The organism is Epilithonimonas xixisoli, from assembly GCF_004365655.1.
In the GTDB taxonomy this organism is placed as follows: Bacteria; Bacteroidota; Bacteroidia; order Flavobacteriales; family Weeksellaceae; genus Epilithonimonas; species Epilithonimonas xixisoli.
The window spans coordinates 533,140-552,489 of record NZ_SOEO01000003.1 but is presented as its reverse complement, the minus strand read 5'-3'; the positions used below and the strand labels follow the sequence as shown (position 1 = coordinate 552,489).

The window sequence follows — 19,350 nt, the reverse complement described above, 5'->3', positions numbered from 1 at the left end:
TGGTAAAAAAAAATGTCATTCTAATAAGATGGTTAATCTCATTAGAATGACAAATATAAGTTTAAAATCAATATCTATTAAACAGCGACATTATTTTCTCTCAAAGCATCATTAAGAGAAGTTTTTTTGTCGGTTGATTCTTTTCTTTTACCGATGATCAATGCGCAAGGAACCTGATATTCTCCTGAAGGAAATTTCTTGGTATAACTTCCTGGAATTACAACAGAACGTTCTGGAACATAACCTTTTGTTTCAATTGGCTCTGGTCCTGTAACATCAATAATTTTGGTAGACATCGTCAAACAAACATTCGCTCCCAAAACTGCTTCTTTACCAACTCGAACACCTTCTACCACGATACAACGTGATCCGATGAACGCATCATCTTCAATGATAACCGGCGCCGCTTGCAATGGTTCCAAAACACCACCAATTCCCACGCCTCCACTTAGGTGAACATTCTTTCCGATTTGTGCACAGCTTCCAACCGTCGCCCAAGTATCCACCATCGTTCCGGAATCAACATAAGCACCGATATTAACGTAAGACGGCATCAAAATCACACCACTTGCTACAAAACTTCCGTGTCTTGCAATAGCGTGAGGCACTACTCTAACACCTTTCTCAGCGTAATTTTTCTTCAAAGGAATTTTATCGTGAAATTCGAATGGGCCAACTTCTATGGTCTCCATGGTTTGGATTGGGAAGTACATCACCACACCTTTCTTCACCCACTCGTTGATTTGCCAACCGCTTTCTGTAGGCTCAGCTGTTCTAAGTTCTCCAGCGTCAAGTTTTGCAACAACTTCTCTTACTGCATTTTGGTATTCTTCTTCTTTCAAAAGTTCGCGGTTATCCCAAGCTTTTTCGATTTTTTCCTGTAAAGACATATTGATATAAATGATAATTGATAAATGATAATTGATCTCTATTGGACAACAAAGAATCGTCCGTAGCAAAAATAATAAATCTAAAGCACACTTCTCGCAAAAAGAAAAGCTTTGTTCCAGTAAGCCTCATTGAGCGATGAGATGATAACGCCTTTGGAAGTGGAAGAATGGATGAAAGTCACTTCCCCATTGTTTAAGATATCATGAACGATTCCCACGTGCGTCACTGCAGATCCGCCAGCGGTTGCAAAGAAAAGAAGATCTCCTGGTTTTGCTTCGGAAACGTTGATAGATCTGCCTTGTTTCGCCTGATCTGCTGAGCGTCTTGGCATTTGGATTTTGCTTTCATCAAAAACTTTGCAGACCAGTCCGGAGCAGTCGAAACCTGCTGGTGTGTTTCCCGCGTATTTATAAGGAGTTCCTAAATAATTTTCCGCATTGTTCAAAACGGAGGCTCTGCTTCCAGAGACATTGCCTGAGTAAGTTGAATTCAATTTTTTGAGACTTACAGATTTGCTTGTTACGGGTTTTTTGTAGGTGTATTTTTTTGTGGATTTGGAAGCCCCACAAGACACTAGAACTAGGGAAAAAAGAATTACCAGTACAGAATTTTTCATTTAATAGATTTTAAAAGTAATTTTTTCTCGATAAAACTATTTTTTGATGTCTCTACAAAAATAGAATAGTTATCCAAATTAAACAAGAGTTTGACAAAAATTATCCAGAAGCCAACAAATACTACAAAATAAACTATTATCAAATCTACCGATGTGATTGAAATCATAAGTTTCCAAGATACATCTTTATACTTTTGAATCGCATTAAAAACGATGTTATTTAAAGCTAAATTTCTCTGTAAGTTTTAACAAAATTTGAGACAATAGAAATTTAGAGACTTTCTTATTTATGGTTATCGACGAACGAATTTTACTATCAAAAGGTGCAATATCAGAAGAATACAACATTGCAGATTTGATTTTTACAGAAGGTGATGTGCTCAAATATTATTATCAGATTTTGGAAGGCACTGTGAAGCTAAATAATTATACTGATAATGGAAAAGAGACGCTTCAGCATATTGTGGAGAAAGGAAACAGCATTGGAGAATATTTGCTCTTTCTGGAAAATGCACCATCGCCGATCAACGCCATTGCGCTCACACCTTGCAGAATTCTAAGACTTCCAAAAATTTCCTTTTTCAACCTTCTCAATCAGCATCCGGAAATATGCTTTGAGATCAATCAAAATATTTCTCAGAAGCTGTACTTCCGTCAAATTATGGCTAAGAATATCAGCACGCAAAGTCCCAGCATCAAGCTAAAGGCATTGCTGGACTATCTCAAAAGCCAACAGCCAGACAAAACACCATTTTCTTTCCAGGTTCCATTAACAAGGCAAGAGATGGCCAATTACACCGGGCTCAGCGTTGAAACCACGATTAAAACCATTAAAACCATGGAAAAAAATAATCTGGTTAAAATCCTGAACAGAAAAATACTTTATTAATTAAATCAACTCAAAAATAAAAAATCCTTACAAAATTTTGTAAGGATTCAATATTGTGGAGGATATCGGGATCGAACCGACCACCTCAACACTGCCAGTGTTGCGCTCTAGCCAGATGAGCTAATCCCCCTTTTGTTGTGCAATGATAAGGATTTTCTAAAGGATTGACAAACATTAATTTTAAAATTGAAATTAAAGAAAAAAATCGGGCTCAAATAAATTTGAACCCGATTTCTGTAAAACGTAAAATTTAAAAATATGAAATCAATTTTGATTTGATTTTAGGTATTCATCGATGATCTCAAATGCTCTTTTCTCGTCGTTGAGATCAACTTTAATAAACGTATTGGTTGCAGTGGGAGTCGAAAGAAAACTAAGGTAAGAGTTCTCAACATCACATTTAATTCCTGCATCTTCCAGCTTCGATTTCATCAGCTGGATTTCCTGGGGACTGCTACTTTCGTAGACAGAGACTCTAGTGGTTGCATCCATAATTTTTCAGATTTTGATTATTTAAAGCATAGCAATTTATAAAAAAAATATCAAAATCCGAAATTCTTTATATTAAATTCTCGAAAACATTGTTAATTTTATCTAAAACAATCTGTATTTCTTCTTTTGTTACGTTGAGATGCGGACGGAATCTAATCGACTGATCGCCACACGTTAAGACAATGATTCCTTCATCATATAGCTTTTCCCTCAGCCAGTTTCTTGTATCGTGGTCTTTCAAATCGAAAGCGCACATCAATCCTTTTCCTCTCGATGCGAAAATCTGCTCTGGGAATTTTTGTTCTAATTTTTTCAATCCATCTAATAAAAACTCGCCCACCACTTTGGAATTTTCTACCAGATTTTCATTTTCAATAATTTCCAAAACCAATTGAAAACGAAGCATATCCATAAAATTACCACCAAAAGTAGAATTGATTCTAGAACTTTCTTGGAAAACGTGATTCTCTACTTCATCCAGTTTTTCTTTGTTAGCCAAGATTCCACAAACCTGCGTTTTTTTACCAAAAGAAATTACATCCGGAATGATTCCCAGATCTTCGTAAGCCCACATTTTTCCAGTCATTCCTATTCCGGTTTGAACTTCGTCCAGAATTAGAAGGATTTCGTTTTCGTCGCAAATTCTTCTCAATTCAGCGAAGAATTCATTTCTGAAATGATTGTCGCCACCTTCCGCTTGGATAGGCTCAATAATGATACAAGCCACTTCGTCCGGATTTGCCAAAATCGCTTCCTGAATATTAAGCAAAGCCATTTGTTCGTGCTTGATGGTTTCTTCTAAATTTTCCTCAGTGATTGGGAAATTCAATTTTGGATTGGTAATTCTTGGCCACTCGAATTTTGGGAAATATTGGTGTTTTCTTGGATCTGATGTGTTGGTCAAAGACAATGTGTAACCACTTCTTCCGTGGAAAGACTGTTTGAAATGAATCACCAATCCTGCTTCTTTGTCAATATTTTTTTGCCAGTTTTTTCTGGTTTTCCAGTCGAAAGCCGTTTTCAAAGCATTCTCAACTGCCAAAGCGCCCCCTTCTACGAAAAAGCAATAAGGTAATTCTTTAGGAATCGCAATTCGGGAGAAAACCTCCATAAAATCTGCATATTCCTGCAAATAAACGTCACTCAAAGTTGGTTTGTAGATGGCCATTTTTCCCAACCAATTTGCTTTTTCCAAAATGTAAGGATGGTTGTAACCAACGGAAGCCGAGGCAAACATCGAGAACATATCGAGATATTCCTTGCCCGTTAAACGGTCAACGATGTAGGAACCGTGGGATTTTTCAAAATCCATTACAAAATCGAAACCGTCTGCAAGGATGTGTTTTCCGAGGGTTTCTTTTACTTTATTTTCGTGTACAAGTGTGTTCATTTTTTATAATTGATAAATGATGATTGATAAATGATTAATTCGCTGATTCCAAATGGCTTTTTGCTATTAGTTTAAAAAACTTCCAGCTTCCGACTTCCAGCTTCCGACTTTTTAATCTAAATCGAATTTAATTCCTTGTGCTAAAGGTAAACTAGTGGTGTAATTAATCGTATTAGTTTGTCTTCTCATATAATATTTCCAAACATCGGAACCAGATTCTCTTCCGCCTCCAGTTTCTTTTTCGCCACCAAAAGCACCTCCGATTTCAGCTCCAGAAGTTCCGATATTCACGTTTGCGATTCCACAATCTGAACCTCCGTTTGAAAGGAATAATTCTGCTTCTCGCAAGTTTTGCGTCATAATTGCGGAACTCAAACCTTGTGGAACATCATTCTGTAAAGCAATTGCTTCGTCCAGAGTTTTATATTTAATCAAATAAAGAATTGGTGCAAAAGTCTCGTGTTGAACGATTTCGTAACTGTTCTCAACCTCAGCGATGCAAGGTTTTACGTAACAACCAGAAGTGTAGTCTTCGCCTTCCAAAACACCACCTTCAACTGCGAATTTCCCGCCTTCAGCTTTACATTTTTCGATGGAATCTTGATATTGTTTCACGGCATCTTTGTCGATCAATGGACCAACGTGATTTTTTTCATCCAGTGGATTTCCGATTTTCAATTGTCCGTAAGCTTTTACCAAACGGTTTTTCACTTCGTCATAAACAGATTCGTGGATAATTAATCGTCTTGTGGAAGTACATCTTTGTCCAGCCGTCCCAACTGCGCCGAAAACCGCGCCGATGATTGACATATTAAGATCCGCATTTTCTGTAATAATGATGGCATTATTTCCACCCAATTCCAAAATCGATTTCCCGAAACGTTTTGCTACATTTTGCCCAACAATTCGTCCAACTCTAGTAGAACCTGTGAAAGAAACGAGCGAAATTCTTTTATCATTAACTAACTTATCGCCAATCTCGTGGTCTGCAATCACCAAACTTGAAATCCCTTCCGGAAGTCCGTTTTCTCTTGCTACTTCAGCAAAGATATTTTGACAAGCAATGGCACAAAGTGGTGTTTTTTCTGATGGTTTCCAAACGACAACATTTCCACAAATCCAAGCCAAAGAAGCGTTCCAAGCCCAAACCGCCACCGGAAAGTTGAATGCAGAAATTACACCGACAATTCCCAGCGGATGATATTGCTCGTACATCCTGTGACCTGGTCTTTCGGAATGCATCGTGTAACCGTGAAGCTGACGGGACAATCCAACTGCAAAATCGCAGATGTCTATCATTTCCTGAACTTCACCAAGACCTTCTTGTAAGGATTTTCCCATTTCGTAAGAAACAAGTTTTCCTAAATCGTCTTTGTATTCTCTTAATTTATTTCCGAATTGACGAACCAAATCTCCTCTTTTAGGCGAAGGAACTTGTCTGAATTCTTTATAAGCTTCTTGCGCTTTTGACAACACTTTTTCGTAGTCGTTGGCATCCGAAGTTTTGACTGAAGCAATCTGATTTCCGTCAACCGGAGAAAAGCTTTCTATATTTTGACCAGAGGAGAAAAATTCTAATCCGGTGGAAGTTCCATTGTTTTCTGTTGAAATACCTAATCTTTTAAGGCTTTCTGAAATTGAAATTAAGGACATAAAGTTTTTATTTTTTGAAGTTTCTAAAGATAAAAATATATTTTGAACGACAAAATTAAAAAACTAACAATCGTTAGTATTTGAGTTGGAGGGTTTTCGAGTGGGAGAGTTTGAGAGTGGGAGAATTGGTGGGTTTGGGAACTAAATATTATTTTGAACAAATCTAAACTGAGTAATTTTTCTTAATTTTGAAAAAAATAAAAAATGGAGAATCAGTTACAGACAACGGAAGAAAAGAAATTGCCGAAGTGGAAAAGTCTGCTGAAAAAATTTGGCGTTGGCGGGATTATTTTTTTCACTGTAAAAGGAATCATCACTTCTACCCTTATTTATTTTCTTGGTAAGAATTTTTGGGTGATTATCAAAGATTATTTTGCCCAATGGTTTAATTAATACAATGGTTCTTTTTTGGAGAATAGCCAATCTAAAGAATATTTTCCAGAACCTAAAACCAAGATTGCCAAGTAGAAGAAAAAGTACATTAAACTCAATTCTTTGACCGTGTAGGGATCTGCACCATGAACGACGAAAAACGCAACCAACATTGTAATCATCAACGGAATTGTCGCCAATCTTGTGAAAAATCCGAGAATGATGAAAACTGAACACAAAAATTCTGCAAAAACCACCAATACGAGAGAAATTGCAGAACCTAATCCCAAGAAATTCATAAACTCTATATTATCGTTCGCAATTAGTTTTTCCAATTTTGGTAAAGCGTGCGTCAACATTGAAATTCCTACGAATAACCGAATTACTAAAATCAAAGCGTTTAAAAGTCCTTCACTTGCAGGTGATGAATTGAAATTTCTCATTGCCAGAATCAAATTTCTACCAAAGCTAACAAAAAAATCCTTTCTGAAAAAAGGATTTAGGGGGATTTTAACGGTAACCGAAATTTTTGAGGTCTCTGTCATTCTTTCGCCAGTCTTTTTTGACTTTTACAAAAAGGCTAAGATGTATTTTTTTACCAAAGAATTTTTCTAAGTCGATACGCGCTTCTGTACCTACTTTTTTGATCATCTCGCCTTTGTGACCAATGATGATGCCTTTCTGTGTGTCACGTTCCACGTAGATGATAGAATCAATAACGATAGCTCCTTCTTTTTCCTTAAACTGTTCCGTCACCACTTCTACAGCATACGGTATTTCTTTCTCGTAATTCAACAAGATTTTCTCACGGATTGCTTCATTGACGAAGAAACGTTCTGGTCTGTCCGTGTACATTTCCTTATCGTAATAAGGTGGATTTTCCGGCAACATATCTTTCAGTTTTGGAAGGATAATTTCTATGTTGAAAGAATTAAGTGCAGAAATAGGTAGAATCTCAGCCTTAGGAATTTTCTCGTGCCAGTCTGTTGCTATTTTTTCAAGATCCTGTTGATTGGTTTGGTCAATTTTATTTAATAATAATAAAACTGGAACAGGAATTTTGTTCAGTTTATCAATAAGGAATTCGGATTGTTCCGCTTTGTCCGTCACATCTACAATGAAAAGGAAAACATCCGCATCTTGCAAAGAATCTTTCACCACGTCCATCATCTTTTCCTGCAAACCGTACTTCGGATCCAAAACGCCTGGCGTATCAGAAAAAACGATTTGAAGGTCTTCTTCATTATAGATCCCGAAAATCCTGTGACGTGTGGTTTGAGCTTTTTGTGTAACGATAGCGAGCTTCTCTCCCATCAATTGGTTGAGAAGTGTTGATTTTCCGGCGTTCGGTTTCCCAACGATATTTACGAATCCTGCTTTGTGCATTTCTTATAATTAAATGATTGAAAAATTAAAAAATCAAGAAATTAATCTTTTAACGGATTGCAAAGTTACGGAATTTTTGGAGGAAGATTTTGATTAACATAACATTAAAAATATCAACAGAATACATTTGAATATTAAAAAAGCTTTAACTTTAAGGTCTAATTAAAAAACTCTCAATTATGAAAAAACTTTACATTTTATTATTCAGCTTTTTGTGGCTGTTTGGATTTTCTCAATCCTATTTACCATTATTGAATGTCAATTGGAGAATTGAAAAAATTGAAAAGAATAATACATTCCACTTCCCTTCAGTATTTGCTGGGTTTGGAATGTTAAATAAGCAATTTAGCACAATTACCAATAGTGATTATTTCCATTTATCTTCAGGATTGTACAATTCAACTTTTGGGGAAATAACTTGGAATGAAACCTACTTCAAAATCCCTTCTGTAGGCTCCACTTTTGGAGTATATGAAGGAACAAATTACCAAGCTGTTCAATTTTTTGATGGTCTTATCTTTGAGTTTTATCGTGGGACAATCGTCGATGGTTCGAATTCTGAAAATTATTATTTCACTTATTATGAAAATAGTAATGGAAAAAATTTAATTGTTTCCAGAACCAATGGCGATAAAATCTTCTATACAACCGAGTTACTTGGCACTACAGAAACTTCGAAATCAAAAATCTCAGTCTATCCAAATCCCGCTATTGATATCATAAAAATTGAAAACTTAAAACCAAATGCTTCATTAGAATTGATTGATAGTTCTGGAAAATTAGTAAAATCGATTTACAATAATAAGTCATCCAAAACTGAGGTTAATATCAAAAATCTGCCATCAGGAATTTATTATTTGAAAGTTGATGTACAATCTGTTCAGAGGATTATTAAAAAATAATATTTAAAAATCTATAGAAAATCGGTTTCAATTTGAGCCGATTTTTTTATTTTTAGTTTTACCTTTGGAGCTTCACTTTTCAAATAATCATTTATGTTTACAGCCAAAGAAATCTCAGAGATCAACGCGCTTCTCGTTCCGGAAAACAATATTGTCATCGTATCCCATCACAATCCCGACGGCGACGCAATTGGCTCTTCTCTTGGACTGAAACATTATCTGAAAACAAAAGGAATCGAAGCGACTGTAATTGTCCCAAATGACTTTCCAAAATTCCTAAAATGGATGCCGGAAGCCAAGAAAATTGTGATTGGCGAATACAAAAGAAAAGTGGCTGGCGAAGCAATTTATAATGCAGATGTGATCTTCTGTCTTGATTTCAATTCTCCAACGAGAATCGGAATTCTGGGTGATTGGGTAACGAAAGCGAAAGCGAAGAAAATATTGATCGATCATCATCAGATGCCAGAGCAATTCGATTATGTGTATTCTGACACCACGATTCCGGCGACTTGCCAAATGGTTTATCATTTCATCCAAGCCAACAATGATGAAAAATCTGTAAATCTTGATATTGCGCAATGTCTCTACACCGGAATAATGACCGATACAGGCGGTTTCCGATTCCGATCTACAAGCGCAAGCACACACAGAATTATCGCTGATTTGATTGAAAAAGGTGCAGATCCGGCTATCATCACTTCGAACACTTGGGATACGAATACGATTTCACGTTTACATTTACTCTCTTTAGTTCTCAGCAGAATCGAATTGACGAAAGATGGAAAAGTTGCGATTCTTTGGCTGAAACGTGCTGAGTTGAAAGAATACGGTTTTGATAAAGGCGATACAGAAGGTTTTGTGAACTATGGTTTGAGCGTTCTTGGAACCAAAATGGCGGTTTTCTTTATGGAAGATCTTTACGAGGATTTCATCAAAATATCTTTCCGTTCAAAAGATGCTGTGGACACGAATCAGTTTGCGAGAAAACATTTCAACGGTGGCGGGCACATCAATGCTTCTGGTGGGAAATATTTCAAATCTATGGAAGATACGATTGAGGATTTTAAAGAGAAGGTTGAGGCGGAGGAGTTTTAAAAAGATTCTAGACAAAAGGCGAAAGAAACAAATTAATAAGAATTGAATCAAATCCCCTAGTCCCGATGGGAACGGCATCCTTTTTTGTCTTATGCAAAAACTTGTTTTTAGTGACAAAACGTCTAAGACAAAAAAGATATAGCACTTCGACTTCGCTCAGCATAAATTACCAGCGGGATTAAGCTCCTAAAAATCTATCTCAACAACACGAAAACCAAAGCGATAATCGCCGGCAAAGCTTGAACAAAAAATATTTTCTTCGAAGCCGAAAGTGCGCCATAAACTCCTGCGACAATCACGCATCCAAGAAAGAAAATCGCAATATTTTTTGACCAAATGGTGTCGCAAATAAACAAACTCCAAATGAGTCCGGCGGAGAGAAACCCGTTGTACAAACCTTGGTTGGCGGCTAGTCCTTTTGTTGGTTTGAAAAGCTCGTCCGGAAGTGATCCTTTGAACGTTTTCTTGCCTAAAGTTTCCCACGCGAACATTTCCATATATAGAATGTAAAGATGCTCTAGCGCGACGATTGCGATGAGGATTTTTGAAATTAACTCCATAGTCGTTTTTTTTGTTTTAAAAAGTAGGATTCAAAATATTTGTATGATAAATGCGCCAGTAAAACGGTGCCTAAAATTACTAAAATATTAAATAAAACAATCGATAATACATCCGAAAAATAATGGTGGATTTTCAAATAAAGAAACCCTACAACCTGCATCACAATGGAATGCAACATGTAAATTCCGTACGATATTTTACCGAGATATTTGAGTTTTGCATTCTCTAAAAATGACATTGGATAATCTATCACCGAAAAAATAAAGACAGAAGAAACCAACATCCCAAACAATTGATAATAAAAACCCGAAAGATGACTGAACCAAAAGTTTGTAAGGAAATAGGATAAAAATAAAAATGAAGATATTAATAAAACAATTTTGTTGGCTCTGAATTTCGGATTTTTGCAATGCAATATTGCAAGAAAACCACTCAGCGAAAAGTAATAAAAATAGAGTTTGTTTTCTTTTGCAAAGGTCCAAATATCCCAATTGTAAATAAGGAAATATACGACTGTAAACCCAAGCAAAAATGTGATCATTCTTTTCGCAGGAAGCAAAAGAAACAAGGGAGCAACAATTAGGTAAAACTGCTCTTCTATAGCAATCGACCATAAAATTTCTAAAACTCCGCCTGGCTGATACTTCGCCAGAATGTTTGCAAAAAAAGTAGCTCCAAGCAAAACTTCCTTCCACAATGGTAATTCTGTATCTTTTGGCAACATTCCTAATGCAGGCAAAACCCAATTGTAATAAATGATTCCAAAAATAAAAACAGAATAATACAATGGAAAAATCCTCAAAATTCGCCGTTTGTAGAAATTACGGATTGATATTGTAGAAGTTTGTACTTTTTCGATGTAGAGATTTCTGATAATCAAAAAACCACTTAGCGAGAAGAAAACATACACTGCTTCTGTTCCTTTTTGAAATATTGCAAGATCCTGAAAAAACGCAAAACCCCGATTAGCTGCAAACTGAGGAACATGATACAAGATAACCAATAATGCCAGAAAAAACCTAAGTGAGGTTATGTTTGGTAAAGTGTTATTCTGCATCTACAAAACAAGATTTTTCGGTAAATGATGTAGCAATTCTGTGTTGATAATCGAAGCACAAACCTCAGGTTTTTCCCAATGTCCGTTGTGTCCGCAGTCCAGAACGTAGGATTTGATGTTTGTATTATCTGGGAGATTTTTGATGGTTTTTTCGGAATTGACAGCAGAATCGTGTTTGCCAGATAAAACGAGAATTTTCCCTGCGAAGTTTTCTAAAACTTTGGATCTGTCTGGACGCTCTATCATTCCTTTTTGAGACGCAAGAACGCCATCTACGCTTGATGTGTAAGCAATTTCTTTCGCAATTTTGATTTTAGATTCGAGAATATCGTGCTCATTTGGGTTGAAGAGATTTGGAACGCCAGCATTTACGAACGCTCTCAGGTTTTCTTTGATGATTCTCAAACCTTTGGCTCTGGTTTGCTTCTTTTCCTCGTCGTCCGCAAAATAGGTTGAGAAAAACAGTGTGAATGATTTCAAATCTTTAGGATATTTTTCTGCAAAAGCCAAAGCAATATAACCACCCATCGAATGTCCGAGCAAGTGGAATTCATTTAATTTCAGATGGTCTGTGAGTTTTTTTAGTTCGTCAGCCATCAAATCCATTGTTTGAATTTCTGCAATCACTTCTGACTTTCCAAAACCAGGCAAGTCGATTTTTATCAATTTGAATTTCTCTGACAGATATGGTTTCAAATCCTCCCAAATTGAGAGATTCTCCATAAATCCGTGGAGTAAAAGGAGGTTTTCGGTTCCGTTTCCTTCTATTTCGTAGTTAAGCATAAGTTACATTTTAATGATGATTTTGTCAGAAAATCCAGCGTTATTCACAGATTCGTGAAGCTTGAAAGTTTTGCCTCCATCTTTTGTAGAAAAATTTCTTTTTCCATTTCGCACATCCAATTTTCCATTGTCATACTCCGAAATGCTTTGCTTGATGCTTCCATCAAATTTAAGATTTTTCGAAGAAGTCATTCTCGCCGTTCCATCGATTAACAAAAAATCTTTGCCTTTTACTTGTTTTCCGGAAACTTGATATTCATCTTGTCCAGTTTTCTTAAAAGTAATTTTTCCAGTTCCAGAGAGTTGATCGTGGGTCAAACTGTGTGTTCCTTCAAGATTTTTGAAAGCTCGGCTACTGAGAATACTATCGTTGATTTTGGTTCTCGCAACATTGATGGAATCGATGATTTTTGAGCTATCAACTTTTGAAACATTGGTCTCTTCGGTTTTTTTGCAAGAGATGACTGACAGTAAAATGAGAATTGGGAAAAAGTTTTTCATTGGCTAAATTTTCCTCTAAAATAAATAAAAAAGAGCGTCCTCGAGACACTCTTAATGAAAAAACTTTGTCAGAGTTCTGAACTTTGACAAAGTTGAGCGTTATTGAATTTTGTTTTCGTACAATTCTTTTTCCTTATCATTCATTTCCGAAATGCCGTAACGTTCAGATTTTGTGAGCGTCAATTCGTCCAGCATATCCACCAATGTTTTATATTTAGAATCGTCTGCAGGTTTTACAATCACGGTGAAAATTTCTTTTCTCGGTGCATTGGCTTTCGCAGATTCTATGGTTTTTGCCACTTGAAATTTATCAAAAGAAACTTCCTTCAAACTCTTACCATTCAAATCTTTTTTATCAGATTGATAATAGAAAACTTTGCCTTCTTTTCCAAGAATGAAAGTGATTTGGTTTCTGTAATCGATTTCTGTTGGTAATCCAGTATTCTTCGGAGGATTGGAAAAGTTGATGACATTTGGTTTTGAGAAATTGGTGGTAAACATAAAGAATGTAATTAGTAAAAATCCCAAATCCACCATTGGCGTCATATCGACGTGAATGCCTTTTTTAATCGTAGTTTTCTTTCCGTTCACTTGCTCTTTGATTTGAATTTCGGCCATAGCTTTAAATTTTATTGATTGATATTAAAAAATAGAAAATCCATAACGATTTGTCATCATTATGGATTTTTGAATACAAATTTTGTACCTTATTTTTAATTTAATTATAAAATCATTATTTACCGAATTACAAATTATGCCATTGCTCAAATGTCATTTCAAATTTGATTTCTTTTCCGTGCATTCCGATTTCTTTCCAGCCGGACAATCTGTAGAATTTTTCCGCTCTTGTACTTGGCGAAGTTCCTAGCCAAACTGCGGTTTTTGTTTGTTGGAAATACCAATTCAACATAAGATTATGCAATTGTTTTCCAATACCTTGATTTTCAAATTCTGGTTTTAGAAACAAAGCCCAAATATTATTTTCAACCAAATCTACGATGGCAAATCCGACAATTTCGTTTTCAATTTCGCAGACCCAACCTTTTCCGTTGTCTGTTAAATAAATTTCGTAATCTTGATTTTTCACCAAATCAGGATTGGACAATTGATTTTCGTTTACAGAATTGCGAACAATTTGCATTTGTGGAATGTCATTAATATTAGCTTCTCTGAAATTCATAATAAATTTGTAGTAATCAACCACAAAAGTCACAATAGTTTTATTGAAAAATTTTCTAGAACAAATAATACTTATTTGTTCTTAGAGCCTGTTTAAATTTACATTGAAAAGTTTTATCAACCACATAGGCACATAGTTTCAATGTAGATTTAGGGCAAAATAGCATTGTGTTTTAATTCTATTCTATCTTTTTAAGCTTGAATTTTACACTTTTCTATGTGTCTATGTGGTTTTACTATTTTTTAAACAGGTTCTAATTTTAAATTTCAAGTATTAAATAATTCTTTTGTGACTTTTATGGTTTTAAAAATTATTTATTCTTATAAAAATCAATCCCGCATTTCAGAAACTTCTTGAAATCCTCTTTTGGCATATAACCAGAAACCGGAATATTGATCACTTTCTGATCTGGCGTCACCAAAACATAATGTGGCTGGGAATTGTTATTAAAATTAACTTGCTGGAACAAACTCCATTTGTCACCAATTGTTTTGATTTTTTTCATTTGACCTTCACCCATATCAATTTTGATTTGCTCATTTTCTGGCAATTCTTCTTTGTCATCTACATAAACCGATGCGATAATCAAATCGTTTTGAAGAATCGGCAAAATATCATCTTGACTCCAAACGAATTCTTCCATTTTTCTACAGTTTTCGCAACCGTAACCAGTGAAATCTATCAACACAGGTTTGTTTTCTTTCTTCGCCACTTCTATCGCTTCGAAGTAATTGTGATATGGTTTCAAGCCGAGAATTCCATCTTTTTCGTCGTGGAAATAACTGACATTTAGTGGAGGCAAAATCCCGCTTAGCATTTGCAGTTTTGGTTTCTCTGATGGAATCAATCCTTGAATCAAATACGCCACAAACACAATTCCGAACACGCCCAGAATTCTTCTTCCTAAACTAATTTTTGGTTTTTTATCATCGTGCGGAAATCTGATTTTCCCGAACAAATAAACGACTAATCCAATCGCAATGATAATCCAAAGGACAATGAATAATTCTCTTTTCAGCAAGAATGTTTTGGAAACCAAATCCGCTTTTGAAAGGAATTTTAGAGCCAAAGCCAACTCGATGAAACCAAGAACGACTTTCACAGTATTCATCCAACCGCCCGATTTTGGTAAACTTTGAAGCGCTTGTGGAAACAACGCCAGCAATCCGAAAACCAATGCCCAAGCCAATCCGAAACCACCTAAAGCGAATGTCAAAAGCGTTGGAACATTCGTAGCGCCTGCAACTACGCCACCGAGTAAACTTCCCAAAATAGGACCTGTACAAGAGAACGAAACGATGACCAAAGTCAAAGCCATAAAGAAGATTCCAATCATTCCGCCAGCTTCTTCGGCTTTGGAAGATTTGTTCGCAATCCAGCTCGGCAAGGTGATTTCGTAATAGCCAAAAAAGCTTAATGCAAAAAACAAGAATATCGCGAAGAAGAATAAATTCAGCCAAATATTGGTTGAAATTTGATTGAAAATATTCCCCGAAATTCCATCAATAATATGAAAAGGAATACTCAACAAAACAAAGATCAAGAGAATGAAAAACCCATAAATAAATGCATCTCGTTTTCCTTTTGCCTTGTCTTTGTTCCCTTTGGTGAAGAATGAAACCGTCAATGGAATCATCGGAAATACGCACGGCGTGAGCAATGCAATCAATCCGCCTAAGAATCCTAATCCGAGAACCAACCAATTATCATCGTTTGGTTTCTGTGCAACAGTTCCACAATCTGTTAATGGATTTTTGAAGTCAAGAGAATTGATCTTAAGACCATCTTGTTTTGCAACTGGTGTTTGTTCAATATTTATCGGTTTCAAAATCGTTCCAACTTTTCCACGAGATGTAACTTCGTAAAGGGTATCTTTTGATTTTTCAACATTTTTTTCGGGAACAACAGCCGTTTTACTTCCTTCGATTTGTTTTTCAAATTCCAAAGTATTTGGAGCAAGACAAACGCGGTCGTTACAAGTTTGATACATTATCTCCGCCGTAATTGTTGCTGGTTTCGAAGCATCTTTCGGCTTGAATTTCTGCTTGAAAACCACTTTATCCGAATAATAAACAATCTGCGCTCCGAAAGCTTCCGAAAACTCATCGTGTTTTTTACCAATCTCTTGAACTTTTCCAATGAGTTGAATTCCCTGCTTTGAAGTAATTTTAAATTCCGTTGGAATCCCAGAATCTGGTGGTAAATCTTGAGAATAGATATGCCATTTATCTTCAATCGTTCCAGTCAGAACCGCTTCGTATTGATCATTCCCAACAGAAACCACATCAAATTTGAATTTGACAGGATTTTTGATTTGTGCGTTGAAGATGCTGATTATAAATATAAAAAGTGTGGATAACACTAATTTTAAGTCTTTCATTTCTTAATTTTAAATTTTTACTTCGAAGGATTTAGAATCATCTGAATTAAACCTTCCATCTTGCCGAAAAGGTAAAACTCCGATAATCTGTTCATTAGCATCACAAAGAAGCCAGATTTTTTGCTTGGCTAAAATAGACAATTTTTCATCCTTAAAAAATTTGGAAATTTTCTTTTTACCAATCATTCCGATAGGAAAAAACACATCGCCTTCTCGTTTTTTTCTCAATTTGAGAGGCAATTGAACTTTTTGTTTATCGATTTTCCAAAAACAGTTTCCGAATTCCTGGATTTCGCTTTTAATATTTTCCGGAATTAGAATTTCTTTATCAATAATTTCTAGCAAAATTTCTTCTAAATTCTCATTTCTAACTTCTAACTTCTTCTCAAAAATCAACTCATTTCTATTGATTACTAATTGAAATTCAGAGTTAAAAAATAAACTTCCCGTTTGCGCAGTGAAGATCTTTTGCATTTCCTTTTCATCACTAAAACCAAACCGTTTTAAAATCTCAAAACGGATTAGATCTGATTCCTTTGAAAATTTATCTTTATCAATGATTGTTTGTCCAGTTTCAACATTAGTTTTAAAACCAGTTATTTTTTCATTAATCAAATCATTCAGAACATCTTTAGTTTGATTCAGAATCTCCATACTTTTTGAAAAATTCTGAAGGAAATTCTCATTAATTTTTTCTAATTCTGGAACAACATTATGTCGAACTTTATTCCTTAAATAATCGGTTTTTTGATTGGATTTGTCTTCCCGAAATTCAACCTTATTTTCTTCCGCAAACTCATAAATCTCATCCTTAGAAAAGTTGAGAAGCGGACGAATTATTTTATTTTCATTCGCTGGAATTCCACTTAAACCTTTTATTCCAGAAGCTTTCGAAAGATTAATAATGAAAGTTTCCAACTGATCATTCAAATGATGCGCAGTGACAAGATATTCGAGATTTTGTTCCTTTTGGATTTTTCGAAAAAACTGATAACGTAATTCTCGTGCCCAATTTTGAATTGAATTTTCCGGTTTTTTATCCTTCGCCGAAACTTCATACAAGTGAAAAGGAATTTTGTAACGTTCGCAAAAGTCGGAAACCAGCTTCTGATCGAGGTTAGAATCATCATTACGAAGATGATAATTGATGTGCGCGATTTGGAATTTCAAACCCGAAACCTGAAACAAATCAGCCAAAACCATAGAGTCCACGCCTCCACTTACCGCTAAAAGGTATGTTTTTTGTTGCGACTGAGGTTGTAATTGCTCAAGAACGTTTTGAAATTTTAAGAGACTTAACACAATTTTATAACGAAACATTAAGTTATAAGCACAAATATACAGTTATTAATTCTTACTTTTGAATCGAACTAACCTGATAAAAGCGAATTGCGTTTGTGTCACTCAGCTCAGAGCAATTTTAATTAAACTATTATAAACAAATAAATATTTATTATGAGATTATTTAAAATCTTGACCATTACAGCCGTGGGACTTTCCCTCGCTTCTTGTGTCAGCAAAAAACAATTCGACGCACTGAATCTGAATTACAAACAATGTATCGAAGATGCAGGCGAAAGAATGCGTCAAATCCAGGATTTGAAAGGTGAAAACGCCTCTCTCAAAGGTCAAAACGATTTGCTAGTTGGACAAAACAACGCGCTTAAATCCAGCTTGGACGCTTGTCTTTCCAACGCAGGAAAAGGTTCTGCCAATATTGATAAATTGGTAGGCGAAATCAACGCTTCCAATGCTTACATCAAACAATTGATTTCCGGAAAAAGCAAAAACGACAGTTTGAATTTGGCTTTATCCAACAAACTAAAACGTTCTCTTGACAACGTTGCAGACCAAGATGTGGATGTGAAAGTTCTGAAAGGTGTTGTATTGATCTCATTATCAGACAAAATGCTTTATCAAGTTGGAAAATATGACATCCAGCCGGCAGCAGCAGATGTTTTAGCGAAAGTTGCGAAAGTCATCAACGATTATGACACTTACAGCGTATTAATCGAGGGTAACACAGATAACTCGCCGTTGAATAGTAACAATTCTCCAAGAGACAACTGGGAACTTTCTGCGCTTAGAGCGACTTCTGTAGCGAAAGTTTTACAAAACCAATTTGGTGTGAATCCTAACAGAATCACTGCTGGAGGTAGAGGCGAATTCAATCCTAAAACTACCAACGCATCAGTTTCCGGACGTGGCGAAAACCGTAGAACGGAAATCATCATTATGCCAAAATTGGATGAGTTTATGAAACTGATGGACATCGCTCCAGTGAAGAAATAAATGATAAACGATGAATGATAATTGATTCATTCGAAAGTTCATAATTAAACCTTGTCAGAAATGGCGAGGTTTTTTTGTGCTTGTATTTTGGGCAACTTATCCGCCTTCCACTCCCGCTATTTTTTTGCTTTGCTTTCCAGCCACAAAAAATGAGCTCCGTTCAAGTCGGGTTGCAGATTTGTTATCCAATCAACATTGGTTTATCATTTCAAATTACATTAACTTTGAAATTTAAACATCAAACTCCGAATATCAAATGAGTTATTTCGAAGAATTAGACAAAGAAATGGACCGCTACTTGGAAGAAACAGCTTCCGAAGAACCAGCCATTCTCAAAAAATTAAGAAAAGAAACTTATCAAAAGACGACACAACCGCATATGATTTCTGGTTATTTGCAAGGCAGATTGTTGAGTATTTTGTCGCATATTGTTCAACCAAAAAATGTTTTGGAAATTGGGACTTTTACAGGTTACGCTTCTTTGAGTATGGCAGAAGGATTACCAAAAGATGGGAAAATCTACACGATTGATAAAAATGAAGATTTGGCCTACATTCCAAAAAAGTATTTTGCGGAAAGTGATTACAAAGACCAAATAGAATTCATCATTGGCGATGCAAAAGAAGAAATCAAAAAACTGGATAAAGTTTGGGATTTGATTTTCATAGATGCCGACAAAGAAAGCTATCTGGAATATTTGAAACTCATCAAACCAAACCTTCGTTCTGGAAGTATCATTCTCATCGACAACGTTCTCTGGTACGGCAAAGTCCTTGAAAACGACCCAAAAGACAAACAGACAGAACAAATCAAATTGGTGAACAAAATCGTAGCCGAAGATTCGGATTTCGAAAATCTAATCTTACCTTTGCGAGACGGATTACACTTGATTAGAAAGAAATAATTC

General features: G+C 35.6%; 21 protein-coding genes and 1 tRNA gene. 6 read left to right on the top strand and 16 right to left on the bottom strand.

Features of this window, described 5'->3' with window-relative positions; all coding sequences use genetic code 11:
• Positions 1-77: 77 nt before the first annotated feature.
• Both B0I22_RS14525 and B0I22_RS14520 read right to left on the bottom strand, forming a co-directional pair.
• Positions 78-890 (bottom strand): 2,3,4,5-tetrahydropyridine-2,6-dicarboxylate N-succinyltransferase, encoded by an 813-nt coding sequence (locus B0I22_RS14525; RefSeq protein WP_133946067.1) that lies wholly within the window; start codon positions 888-890, stop codon positions 78-80.
• Between the two features lie 80 nt (positions 891-970).
• Entirely contained in the window at positions 971-1,507 is a 537-nt protein-coding gene (locus tag B0I22_RS14520; RefSeq protein ID WP_133946066.1) for a C40 family peptidase, read from the bottom strand.
• Positions 1,508-1,796: 289 nt separating this feature from the next.
• Between B0I22_RS14520 and B0I22_RS14515 the strand changes: the two genes are divergently transcribed.
• Positions 1,797-2,396, top strand: a complete 600-nt coding sequence (locus B0I22_RS14515) for a Crp/Fnr family transcriptional regulator (RefSeq protein WP_133946064.1) — start codon at positions 1,797-1,799, stop codon at positions 2,394-2,396.
• 56 nt (positions 2,397-2,452) lie between these two features.
• On the opposite strand, the gene B0I22_RS14510 is transcribed toward B0I22_RS14515, so the two are convergent.
• The 4 genes from B0I22_RS14510 to amaB form a co-directional block, all read right to left on the bottom strand.
• Positions 2,453-2,526: transfer RNA gene (locus tag B0I22_RS14510), tRNA-Ala, on the bottom strand.
• 134 nt (positions 2,527-2,660) lie between these two features.
• Positions 2,661-2,888 (bottom strand): putative signal transducing protein, encoded by a 228-nt coding sequence (locus B0I22_RS14505; RefSeq protein WP_034966774.1) that lies wholly within the window; start codon positions 2,886-2,888, stop codon positions 2,661-2,663.
• Between the two features lie 67 nt (positions 2,889-2,955).
• Complete coding sequence (lat, locus tag B0I22_RS14500; protein ID WP_133946062.1) at positions 2,956-4,278, bottom strand: L-lysine 6-transaminase; 1,323 nt, start codon at positions 4,276-4,278, stop codon at positions 2,956-2,958.
• Positions 4,279-4,389: 111 nt separating this feature from the next.
• Positions 4,390-5,931, bottom strand: coding sequence for an L-piperidine-6-carboxylate dehydrogenase (amaB, locus tag B0I22_RS14495; protein WP_133946061.1), 1,542 nt, complete (start codon positions 5,929-5,931; stop codon positions 4,390-4,392).
• Between the two features lie 204 nt (positions 5,932-6,135).
• On the opposite strand from amaB, the gene B0I22_RS14490 reads away from it, so the two are divergent.
• Entirely contained in the window at positions 6,136-6,324 is a 189-nt protein-coding gene (locus B0I22_RS14490) for a hypothetical protein (protein ID WP_133946059.1), read from the top strand.
• Here the strand turns inward: B0I22_RS14490 and B0I22_RS14485 are convergent.
• Together B0I22_RS14485 and era are read right to left on the bottom strand one after the other, a co-directional pair.
• Positions 6,321-6,746 carry a DoxX family protein gene (locus B0I22_RS14485; protein ID WP_133946057.1) on the bottom strand — a complete coding sequence of 142 codons (426 nt, stop codon included), beginning with the start codon at positions 6,744-6,746 and terminating at the stop codon, positions 6,321-6,323. The two genes, B0I22_RS14490 and B0I22_RS14485, sit on opposite strands and share 4 nt — an antisense overlap.
• Positions 6,747-6,813: 67 nt before the next feature.
• Entirely contained in the window at positions 6,814-7,689 is an 876-nt protein-coding gene (gene era, locus B0I22_RS14480) for a GTPase Era (protein ID WP_133946056.1), read from the bottom strand.
• 179 nt (positions 7,690-7,868) lie between these two features.
• Between era and B0I22_RS14475 the strand changes: the two genes are divergently transcribed.
• On the top strand, positions 7,869-8,591 hold the full coding sequence (locus B0I22_RS14475) for a T9SS type A sorting domain-containing protein (RefSeq protein ID WP_133946054.1): 723 nt from the start codon (positions 7,869-7,871) through the stop codon (positions 8,589-8,591).
• A gap of 93 nt (positions 8,592-8,684) precedes the next feature.
• Positions 8,685-9,689 carry a DHH family phosphoesterase gene (locus B0I22_RS14470; RefSeq protein ID WP_133946052.1) on the top strand — a complete coding sequence of 335 codons (1,005 nt, stop codon included), beginning with the start codon at positions 8,685-8,687 and terminating at the stop codon, positions 9,687-9,689.
• A gap of 194 nt (positions 9,690-9,883) precedes the next feature.
• Here the strand turns inward: B0I22_RS14470 and B0I22_RS14465 are convergent, their stop codons facing one another.
• From B0I22_RS14465 to tilS, 8 genes are all read right to left on the bottom strand, one after another.
• Complete coding sequence (locus B0I22_RS14465; protein WP_133946050.1) at positions 9,884-10,249, bottom strand: DUF1304 domain-containing protein; 366 nt, start codon at positions 10,247-10,249, stop codon at positions 9,884-9,886.
• A complete protein-coding gene (locus tag B0I22_RS14460) occupies positions 10,240-11,307 on the bottom strand; it encodes an acyltransferase family protein (RefSeq protein WP_133946048.1) in 1,068 nt (355 codons plus the stop codon). The genes B0I22_RS14465 and B0I22_RS14460 overlap by 10 nt, the downstream gene beginning before the upstream one ends.
• A complete protein-coding gene (locus B0I22_RS14455; protein ID WP_133946047.1) occupies positions 11,308-12,090 on the bottom strand; it encodes an alpha/beta fold hydrolase in 783 nt (260 codons plus the stop codon).
• Between the two features lie 3 nt (positions 12,091-12,093).
• Positions 12,094-12,591 carry a hypothetical protein gene (locus tag B0I22_RS14450; RefSeq protein ID WP_133946045.1) on the bottom strand — a complete coding sequence of 166 codons (498 nt, stop codon included), beginning with the start codon at positions 12,589-12,591 and terminating at the stop codon, positions 12,094-12,096.
• 99 nt (positions 12,592-12,690) lie between these two features.
• Positions 12,691-13,209, bottom strand: a complete 519-nt coding sequence (locus B0I22_RS14445; protein ID WP_133946043.1) for an ExbD/TolR family protein — start codon at positions 13,207-13,209, stop codon at positions 12,691-12,693.
• Between the two features lie 127 nt (positions 13,210-13,336).
• Positions 13,337-13,771: a GNAT family N-acetyltransferase gene (locus B0I22_RS14440; protein ID WP_133946041.1), complete on the bottom strand. Its 435-nt coding sequence runs from the start codon at positions 13,769-13,771 to the stop codon at positions 13,337-13,339.
• 310 nt (positions 13,772-14,081) lie between these two features.
• The gene (locus B0I22_RS14435; RefSeq protein WP_133946039.1) at positions 14,082-16,151 is read right to left on the bottom strand and encodes a protein-disulfide reductase DsbD family protein; all 2,070 of its coding nucleotides are present in this window, start codon (positions 16,149-16,151) and stop codon (positions 14,082-14,084) included.
• 9 nt (positions 16,152-16,160) lie between these two features.
• A complete protein-coding gene (gene tilS, locus B0I22_RS14430) occupies positions 16,161-17,453 on the bottom strand; it encodes a tRNA lysidine(34) synthetase TilS (RefSeq protein WP_133946037.1) in 1,293 nt (430 codons plus the stop codon).
• A 153-nt stretch (positions 17,454-17,606) separates the two neighbouring features.
• Between tilS and B0I22_RS14425 the strand changes: the two genes are divergently transcribed.
• Positions 17,607-18,443 carry an OmpA/MotB family protein gene (locus B0I22_RS14425; RefSeq protein ID WP_133946035.1) on the top strand — a complete coding sequence of 279 codons (837 nt, stop codon included), beginning with the start codon at positions 17,607-17,609 and terminating at the stop codon, positions 18,441-18,443.
• 256 nt (positions 18,444-18,699) lie between these two features.
• A complete protein-coding gene (locus B0I22_RS14420; RefSeq protein ID WP_133946033.1) occupies positions 18,700-19,347 on the top strand; it encodes an O-methyltransferase in 648 nt (215 codons plus the stop codon).
• The last annotated feature ends 3 nt before the right edge of the window (positions 19,348-19,350 follow it).

Bases quoted from the DNA above. Each gene is read 5' to 3' on its own strand.
- B0I22_RS14525 (WP_133946067.1), bottom strand. From the start codon at position 890: ATGTCTTTACAGGAAAAAATCGAAAAAGCTTGGGATAACCGCGAACTT.
- B0I22_RS14520 (WP_133946066.1), bottom strand. From the start codon at position 1,507: ATGAAAAATTCTGTACTGGTAATTCTTTTTTCCCTAGTTCTAGTGTCT.
- B0I22_RS14515 (WP_133946064.1), top strand. From the start codon at position 1,797: ATGGTTATCGACGAACGAATTTTACTATCAAAAGGTGCAATATCAGAA.
- B0I22_RS14505 (WP_034966774.1), bottom strand. From the start codon at position 2,888: ATGGATGCAACCACTAGAGTCTCTGTCTACGAAAGTAGCAGTCCCCAG.
- lat (WP_133946062.1), bottom strand. From the start codon at position 4,278: ATGAACACACTTGTACACGAAAATAAAGTAAAAGAAACCCTCGGAAAA.
- amaB (WP_133946061.1), bottom strand. From the start codon at position 5,931: ATGTCCTTAATTTCAATTTCAGAAAGCCTTAAAAGATTAGGTATTTCA.
- B0I22_RS14490 (WP_133946059.1), top strand. From the start codon at position 6,136: ATGGAGAATCAGTTACAGACAACGGAAGAAAAGAAATTGCCGAAGTGG.
- B0I22_RS14485 (WP_133946057.1), bottom strand. From the start codon at position 6,746: ATGAGAAATTTCAATTCATCACCTGCAAGTGAAGGACTTTTAAACGCT.
- era (WP_133946056.1), bottom strand. From the start codon at position 7,689: ATGCACAAAGCAGGATTCGTAAATATCGTTGGGAAACCGAACGCCGGA.
- B0I22_RS14475 (WP_133946054.1), top strand. From the start codon at position 7,869: ATGAAAAAACTTTACATTTTATTATTCAGCTTTTTGTGGCTGTTTGGA.
- B0I22_RS14470 (WP_133946052.1), top strand. From the start codon at position 8,685: ATGTTTACAGCCAAAGAAATCTCAGAGATCAACGCGCTTCTCGTTCCG.
- B0I22_RS14465 (WP_133946050.1), bottom strand. From the start codon at position 10,249: ATGGAGTTAATTTCAAAAATCCTCATCGCAATCGTCGCGCTAGAGCAT.
- B0I22_RS14460 (WP_133946048.1), bottom strand. From the start codon at position 11,307: ATGCAGAATAACACTTTACCAAACATAACCTCACTTAGGTTTTTTCTG.
- B0I22_RS14455 (WP_133946047.1), bottom strand. From the start codon at position 12,090: ATGCTTAACTACGAAATAGAAGGAAACGGAACCGAAAACCTCCTTTTA.
- B0I22_RS14450 (WP_133946045.1), bottom strand. From the start codon at position 12,591: ATGAAAAACTTTTTCCCAATTCTCATTTTACTGTCAGTCATCTCTTGC.
- B0I22_RS14445 (WP_133946043.1), bottom strand. From the start codon at position 13,209: ATGGCCGAAATTCAAATCAAAGAGCAAGTGAACGGAAAGAAAACTACG.
- B0I22_RS14440 (WP_133946041.1), bottom strand. From the start codon at position 13,771: ATGAATTTCAGAGAAGCTAATATTAATGACATTCCACAAATGCAAATT.
- B0I22_RS14435 (WP_133946039.1), bottom strand. From the start codon at position 16,151: ATGAAAGACTTAAAATTAGTGTTATCCACACTTTTTATATTTATAATC.
- B0I22_RS14425 (WP_133946035.1), top strand. From the start codon at position 17,607: ATGAGATTATTTAAAATCTTGACCATTACAGCCGTGGGACTTTCCCTC.
- B0I22_RS14420 (WP_133946033.1), top strand. From the start codon at position 18,700: ATGAGTTATTTCGAAGAATTAGACAAAGAAATGGACCGCTACTTGGAA.